The 7255-nt window shown below is 36.3% G+C and carries 9 protein-coding genes; 2 read left to right on the plus strand and 7 right to left on the minus strand.

What is annotated here, in order from left to right; genetic code table 11:
* From RTK36_RS01910 to RTK36_RS01920, 3 genes are all read right to left on the minus strand, one after another.
* The coding region (locus RTK36_RS01910) for a sigma-54-dependent Fis family transcriptional regulator (protein WP_312043749.1) at positions 1–1502 on the minus strand (1502 nt) is incomplete at its 3' end.
* A gap of 241 nt (positions 1503–1743) precedes the next feature.
* On the minus strand, positions 1744–3222 hold the full coding sequence (spoIVA, locus tag RTK36_RS01915; RefSeq protein ID WP_312043751.1) for a stage IV sporulation protein A: 1479 nt from the start codon (positions 3220–3222) through the stop codon (positions 1744–1746).
* Between the two features lie 392 nt (positions 3223–3614).
* Positions 3615–4214, minus strand: a complete 600-nt coding sequence (locus tag RTK36_RS01920; RefSeq protein ID WP_312043753.1) for a hypothetical protein — start codon at positions 4212–4214, stop codon at positions 3615–3617.
* 432 nt (positions 4215–4646) lie between these two features.
* Between RTK36_RS01920 and RTK36_RS01925 the strand changes: the two genes are divergently transcribed.
* Positions 4647–4985, plus strand: coding sequence for a helix-turn-helix domain-containing protein (locus RTK36_RS01925; RefSeq protein WP_312043755.1), 339 nt, complete (start codon positions 4647–4649; stop codon positions 4983–4985).
* A 51-nt stretch (positions 4986–5036) separates the two neighbouring features.
* Here the strand turns inward: RTK36_RS01925 and RTK36_RS16655 are convergent, their stop codons facing one another.
* On the minus strand, positions 5037–5204 hold the full coding sequence (locus RTK36_RS16655; protein ID WP_312043757.1) for a helix-turn-helix domain-containing protein: 168 nt from the start codon (positions 5202–5204) through the stop codon (positions 5037–5039).
* A gap of 143 nt (positions 5205–5347) precedes the next feature.
* On the opposite strand from RTK36_RS16655, the gene RTK36_RS01935 reads away from it, so the two are divergent.
* On the plus strand, positions 5348–5743 hold the full coding sequence (locus tag RTK36_RS01935) for a pyridoxamine 5'-phosphate oxidase family protein (protein WP_312043760.1): 396 nt from the start codon (positions 5348–5350) through the stop codon (positions 5741–5743).
* Between the two features lie 132 nt (positions 5744–5875).
* Here the strand turns inward: RTK36_RS01935 and RTK36_RS01940 are convergent, their stop codons facing one another.
* The 3 genes from RTK36_RS01940 to RTK36_RS01950 all read right to left on the minus strand — a co-directional run.
* The gene (locus RTK36_RS01940) at positions 5876–6001 is read right to left on the minus strand and encodes a hypothetical protein (RefSeq protein ID WP_312043762.1); all 126 of its coding nucleotides are present in this window, start codon (positions 5999–6001) and stop codon (positions 5876–5878) included.
* Complete coding sequence (locus RTK36_RS01945; RefSeq protein WP_312043764.1) at positions 6001–6144, minus strand: hypothetical protein; 144 nt, start codon at positions 6142–6144, stop codon at positions 6001–6003. Before RTK36_RS01945 ends, RTK36_RS01940 begins: the two co-directional genes overlap by 1 nt.
* A gap of 42 nt (positions 6145–6186) precedes the next feature.
* Positions 6187–7255: S-layer homology domain-containing protein (locus tag RTK36_RS01950; protein WP_312043766.1), on the minus strand; the 1069-nt coding region annotated here is incomplete at its 5' end.

A 7255-nucleotide genomic window follows, 5' to 3' on the forward strand; every position in this document is an offset into this window, starting at 1 on the left:
AATACGTTTAGACGATAAAATAAATCTTGGCGAAAACGCCCCTGCTCCGACTCTGTTCGCAAGTTTCGGTTTGTTGCGGCAATCACCCGCACATCCAGCTTTCTCTCCTGGGTTCCACCCAAACGACGAATCCGTAGGGATTCCACCGCCCGCAAGAGCTTTGCTTGAAATTCCAATGGCATCTCCCCGATTTCATCTAAAAACAACGTTCCCGAATTGGCCAGTTCGAATTTCCCCGGGTTTCCTTCCTTCAAAGCGCCGGTGAAAGCTCCCTTTTCGTACCCAAACAATTCGCTCTCAATCAAATCCCTTGGCAACGATGCACAATTCACTGCCACAAAAGGCCCCTTTGCGCGACTGCTCTCATTATGTATAGCTTGCGCAAACAACTCTTTCCCTGTTCCGCTCTCTCCCTCAATCAAAACCACACCATCATAACAAGCAAATTTCTGGGCCAGTTGTATGGTTTTTTTCATCAAAGGATCTTGGGCATAAATGTGATCAAAGGTGTAATTCGCTCGATTTCCCGAAACCTTGTTTACAGAATCAATTAAATACTCTTGCCTTTTTAACGTAACAGTAAAGGTTCTGGTATCCCCATCCAGCGTGGGTGACATGGTAGCACTACAATCGTAAATGTGCCGTCCCACTAAAAGGCGGGTGTCGTTTGTGATATATTGCCGCTCCTGTTCCCAATGCTGTAATTGAGTCCAATCCACATCAGGCATATATTCCCGAAAATCCGAATTCGCTAAAAGATTCATAGTCAGTCCAAAGCTTTTTTCCGCAGCTTGATTAATCCAAATAGGGCAAAATGCATCGTTTAGCAGAACAATTCCGTTTTCGCTGCTATCAAGGGTTTTTCTCATAAGTCTAGCGCTTTGCTGTTGTTTTATCATGGTTTCAATGCTAAAAGCTGCCGCAACCACAAGCCCTAAGGTATGGGTATGGGGTTGGGCGTAGTGAAAATCCCCTGATATATCCAAACAGCCAATGATTTCGCCATTGGTACCATGTATGGGCGCAGCAGAACATGTCCACTGATGATGAGGCAAGCCATAATGCTCAGGGCCTACCATTTGAATAGATGTATCATAGTCAAGAGCAATCCCAATGGCATTGGTACCTACCTCCAAATCGCTCCATAGGGAACCTTTGACAAACTCCAGCTCCTTTGACATTTGTTCAACTGCCATATCACCTATGGTTTCTAAAATGTAACCCACACTATCCGTCAAAACCAATAAAAAGTGGGATTGCTTCACGATTTCGTAAACACTTTGCATAACCGGTAGAGCAATATCCAATAGTTCTTTATTTGCGGCACGGATGCTTTGAAATACTTTTTCGTCGGCACAACGCCCCCTACCCTGCATTGGGTCTAATCCATTGTGTTGACATTTTCTCCATGACTTCTCTACAATTGGATTCATTCTTTCATCTGTCTCACCTGTTTTGACAAAATGATCCCATATCTCCTGCAAAATCTCAATTTCCATCATTTTATCCCCCCTAAAAACTGTTTTTGTCTCAAAAGTCTTATCCCCATTGTACAGTAAAATTGCATTTCTCACAACTATGTAAGATTACCAAGAAATTCCTCATGTTTTTGTTCTAATTAAACAGAAGGAGAACAATTTTTTACGGTAAAAAAATCTATATCAGTCTATGAACCTTCTTTTATGAACCATGGTATTCTAAAGCAAAACGGTTGTTGTCTTTCGACAACAACCGTTTTGTGCATTAAAGAATAATGCAAATCAAACCGCCGCTTCCTTCGTTTACGATCTTTTGCAGGGTTTCTGCCATTTTAAATTGTGCATCCTCAGGCATACGATAAATCTTGTTTTGCATGCCTTCACTGACCATTGCACTTAATGTGCGTCCAAAAATATTTAAATCCCAGATTTTTTCAGGTTCAGATTCATAATCTGCAATTAAATTATCGATAAACTCACGGGACTGTTCTTCATTCCCAATAATTGGCGAAACTTCCGTTTCTACATCCGCTTTAATTAAGTGGATTGATTCGCCTTTGGCTTTCAACTTAATGCCATAACGGCTTCCCTGTTTAAACACCTCTGGCTTCTCCAAAGAAATTTCCTCGAACACAGGGGTTACCACGCCATATCCCTTGCGCTTCACGTCGTTCAACGCCGCTGCAATCTTATCATATTCTTTCTTGGTTTCCGAAAGCATCTTAATGGTAGAAATGAGAGAATAGTCATTTTCAATAGGTAAATCTACGGTTTCGCTTAAAATACGATAGAACAAGCCATCCTCAAAGGTTAGCGCAACATCCACAGCGCCCTCTCCCGGCAACATACGGTCTGAAAAAACCTTCTTTAAGAAATCTTTGCTCTCTAGACCCACAACAGCACTAGAAACATCTGCCAGTTTATCAGCTTTATCCATAACTTCCTTCAATCCCCCAATCAGGGAATCTTTTAGCCAATGTCCATCCTCCAGCGTTTCCACCCATCCAGGGAAATAAAAACGAATTTCACGCATGGGAAATTGATATAATACTCTCTCCAAAATCGTCTTAATGTCTTCCGCTTTTAACTGTGCAACATTTACAGGAATAACAGGCACACTATATTTTTCTTCCATGTCCCGAACCAATGCGGCTGTAGCTTCTCCATAAGGCGAGGCTGTATTCAGAAGAATTACGAATGGTTTTCCCATTTCCTTTAGTTCCTCAATGACTCTTTCCTCGGCATCAATGTAGTTCTCTCTGGACAATTCCGTTACCGAGCCATCGGTTGTCACCACAATACCAATAGTAGAATGATCGGTAATTACCTTTTTCGTTCCCATTTCTGCCGCTTCCAAAAAAGGCATGGCTTCCTCCGACCAAGGTGTATGTACCATACGGGGAATTTCCCCATCCATATGTCCTTCTGCTTCGGGAACCAAATAGCCAACGCAATCAATCATGCGTACCCGCATATCCGTATTATCCCCAAGGGTAATTTGAACTGCTTCATTGGGCACAAACTTTGGCTCTGTCGTCATTATAGTTTTTCCTGATGCTGACTGAGGCAATTCATCTTTGGCCCGTTCTCTGGAATGAACATTTTGAATGTTGGGGAGAACCAGCAAATCCATAAACCGCTTGATGAACGTAGATTTTCCTGTACGCACAGGACCAACTACTCCAATGTAAATATCTCCACCTGTTCTTTCAGCAATATCCTTATAAATATCAAATTTCTCCACATCAATTTCCTCCTTTGATTTCTAACTGTATCCATACAATATATTTTTATGTTTTAAATACAGGAATAGAACAAAGTAGGACTTGTTTTAATTTATTTCTTTTAGATATTCTGTTGACTTTTTGCATTGGGAAGTTTTAAAAGCCGCTCCTAGCAATCTTTATGGTCGTTTCAATTTATTTATCCTGAATTCATATATACAAGATGGATACCTATTAGTACGCTCATGGAATATGATGTATCGCATCAATTGTAACTAGTAGGTTTTCACTGTTATGGGACTAAAAGATTCTTAATTTACTTTAGCAAAAACAAATAAATCTTAATCTAAAGGTCATTTGTAAATGGAAATCCTCCGTCCTTATTATCCATCCACTAAACCATACACTTTCTCTAGGACAATAGAATTATTATCAACAGAAAAAGAAGTATTAAAATTCCAAATCCAACGCCTATAACTAGGAATAGGCGTTTTAGAGCACTTCCATGCTTAATATGTTGCTGGATCGTATATTCAGAAGGAATTCTCACAGACATTAGCGAACTGACTTCTATAGGTTTTAAACTATTTAATTTCCCAAGCACTTCTTCATAGTTTTCAATATTTTTTGGAATGTAAAGAAATTTATTTGCCTCTTCAGACTGTATAGAAACACCATCTGCAATTTGAACTATTTTTACTATTTGATTTATTGGGATGATAGTATCCTCAGTTTTATATTGTTTTTTATAAATGGCATCTTCTGTAATTGATATTTTAAAACTAAACCAGTCTCTTCTAATTCGATATATTCTCAAACTCTCCTTTATTATAGTATAAACAAGAAAGAAACCGCAAAACAATTTAAAAACACTCTGAATCATAAAATCGTTGGCTATAGATCTCAAAAAAAAGTATAAGATTAAAGGCAATAACAACGACATAAAAGAAAATAGAAGTGATTTTCTAAGTACTGTTTTGAATTTCTCTTTTTGTAATGAATAATCGCACATGATATTCTTCCTTTCTTGGTATTTTTCTAGGTTACATTATCTTATCTTTATGGTCAAAAACCTTTCAAAAATTAATTTTGATTATTGCGGTTCACCGTTTAGCAAATTCTACCATATTTATATCAAGTTTTAATAAAATTGCAAAAATAACTCTTTTTTTTGCAAAATTTGCAGTTTTATATTTTTTATCGAACTATATATTCCCATAGAAAAACTTTAAGAGGGATAAGAAGGTATTTGATTTGTGAAATTGAAGAGGCATAAAAACAGGACTAAATTAATTGTTACGCATGCTCATTTGTACCTCATTCGTTTCATCAAAGAAAATGTATATTGTATAGACACTTCAATAACACTACACAAGATAATTTTTTCAATATTACACAGCATATTTATTTAACCAAATATTCGATATAGAATAATCAAAAAGAGGTGATAAGAGATAATGGTAAAACACAACTGAAAGAAATTGGTCAACGTTTAAGACAGAAACGCACAGAGTTAAATATAACAAGTGAAGAATTTGGGGAACTTGCCGATATTTCTCCAGGTTTCTATGGACAAATACAAGTAGGAACTACACAAATGTCTATTGATACCCTAATTAAAATTACGTCATCTATGCACCTTCCCATGGAGTATGTTTTATTCGGAACAGGATATTCGCCCTCTGATTGTTCACCAATTATTGAATTGCTCAATAACTGTACCGAACGAGAAATAAGATTAGCCGAGCGACTCTTAAAACTTTATTTACTGAAAGTTGATTGAAGTAACTCATTATTAAATAATGAGCTACCTTTAATTTAAAAGGATTTTTTATTAAACACGAGGGGACATCACATTATACTGTACTCTTTCGATTAATCCATCTTTTTCAAGCTCCTTAAGAAAACTTGTCAGCATCATATTGTTGATTCCTACGATCTTATTTTTTAACTCATTGAATCTGAGAGTACCACATTGAGCTAATACCCAAATGATTGGCAACTTCCATATCTATCATAAATTTCTCCTATACTCAGAATAATCTTATTTAGTAATAAAAAACTGCATACTTGCACGATATAATACTTTGTTTTATGATTATACTAGAGAAAGCTAAAATTATAATCACAAACGGAGGTTTTTTTATGGATGAAATTTTAAATTTTTTCAAAGAATGCGGTGTTTTTTTTGTTTCTACAGTAGACGGTGACAAGCCCAGGGTTCGCCCCTTTAGTTTTTCCATGGAGTACGAAGACAAACTTTGTTTTGCTACAAGCAATAAAAAACCGGTTTATGCTCAGCTAGTTAGTAATCCAAATGTTGAAATTTCGGCATCTTCTAAGGATGGAAGATGGCTGCGCCTTAGTGGAAAGGCTGTTTTTTGTACTTCAAAGGAATCTAAAACCAAGGCCCTTGAAACACTGCCAATGTTAAAACATATATACTCACCAGATGATGACATTTTTGAAATCTTCTACCTTGAAAATGCAGTTGCAAATTTCTGCTCTTTACAAGGTGATTCTAAAAGTATTTCTCTTTAATGCGTTAGGAAAAAGAGACCCAAAAATAATTGGGTCTCTTAACTTAATATTACGTTATTTCATTGTTTTTTTTGATTAACCGCTTTTAAAAAGCAGGATATCAAATCATTGTTGAAATTTTTGAAGTAGACATTACTGATTTTTATCTTCTTTCAGATACTTTAACATGCATTTAATTGCCAATATTGCAAGGACAATTCCCAGACCATATACAATGAAAGTGGGGATAAGAAACAAAATCGCATATATTGATTCCACTACATAACCTCCTTGTTAAGCTTCAATTCTTTAATAATGGTTGATATTTGCTGCTCTGTAACTGGCTCTTCTAAGTTCAACTGCACAATCTTGTTTTTATAAATCAACAAATATTCACAGTCATCGTAGGTTACTTCATCCATCTCATAATCTTTTTAGATCTTCAAAGTTAAACAACAGGGAATTTATGATTCATCTGTTGTTCCTCCCCACTCAACAGCAACAAAGCCTTTTCTTTCAGCTTTATTTAATACTTGTTCCTTCACATTTTCAGTTCCATTTGCAGCTTTATACACCATAAATACCCGAATCAAGCTGTCAGGATTGGGCTCAATGTTTAGAGATACTTTGGAGGCATATTCCTTGGAATCAAACTTAATGATATTGAAATCGTTCTTCATTAATTGGGGGCCCCAGTAAGTTATAAAGTCTGCCCGTTCTTTTGCATTCAGCCCTAATAAGCTTAATTTTGCTTCTAAAAATGTAACCGTTTCTTTCTTACTCACCAAAAAGCCTTCGTCAAATACAGGTGTATAATTTGTTACATCACCTTCCCAAAAAAGGTATGGGTATTCTGTACTTCCACTTACAAGGGTGCCATCTGTTTTTGCAGTAACATCCCAGCCTTTGTTGTATTCAGGATAGGTAAAGGTAAACGCTCCATCAAAAGATACCTTTACATTTACATTTGTTTCGTTTTCAGGATATAGATAAATCACAGGTTTTCTTACTTGATAAGTATATGTAAATCTAGGTTCATGATTATAAGCGTTGTATAAAAGCTCCACAACCTCTTCTCGTGTAGCAATCTTGTCCAGTGATTGATTCGTTATCAGTTGATTTTCTTGAGCAATTTTTATATATCCCTCTGGATAACCACCCAATTTATTTACCTCAACAGAGAGACCTTGCTTCTTTGTATCTCTATCTGCACAGGCCTTTATCAAAACAGTAATACAATCTTTAATGGTGATACTTTCATCAGGAGCAAAGGTATCTGCATTTTTCCCACTGATCACTTTATTGTAATAAGCAATTTCTATATACTTTCTTGCCCAATGATCTTTTAGCACATCTTGAAAAGGAAATTTTATTTCGCTACCATCTTTATATGGTGAAGCAAAAAGACTACAATCATAGTTATAGTACATCTTCATAACAAGAGCCGTAAATTCCCCTCTTGTTATATTTCGTTCCAGATGTAATTCTCCATCTTCGTAGCCCTTTAAAATCTGCAACTTTTCTAAAAATTTC

The sequence above is a fragment of the Anaerotignum sp. genome (assembly GCF_031981185.1).
Taxonomy (GTDB): Bacteria; Bacillota; Clostridia; order Lachnospirales; family Anaerotignaceae; genus Chakrabartyella.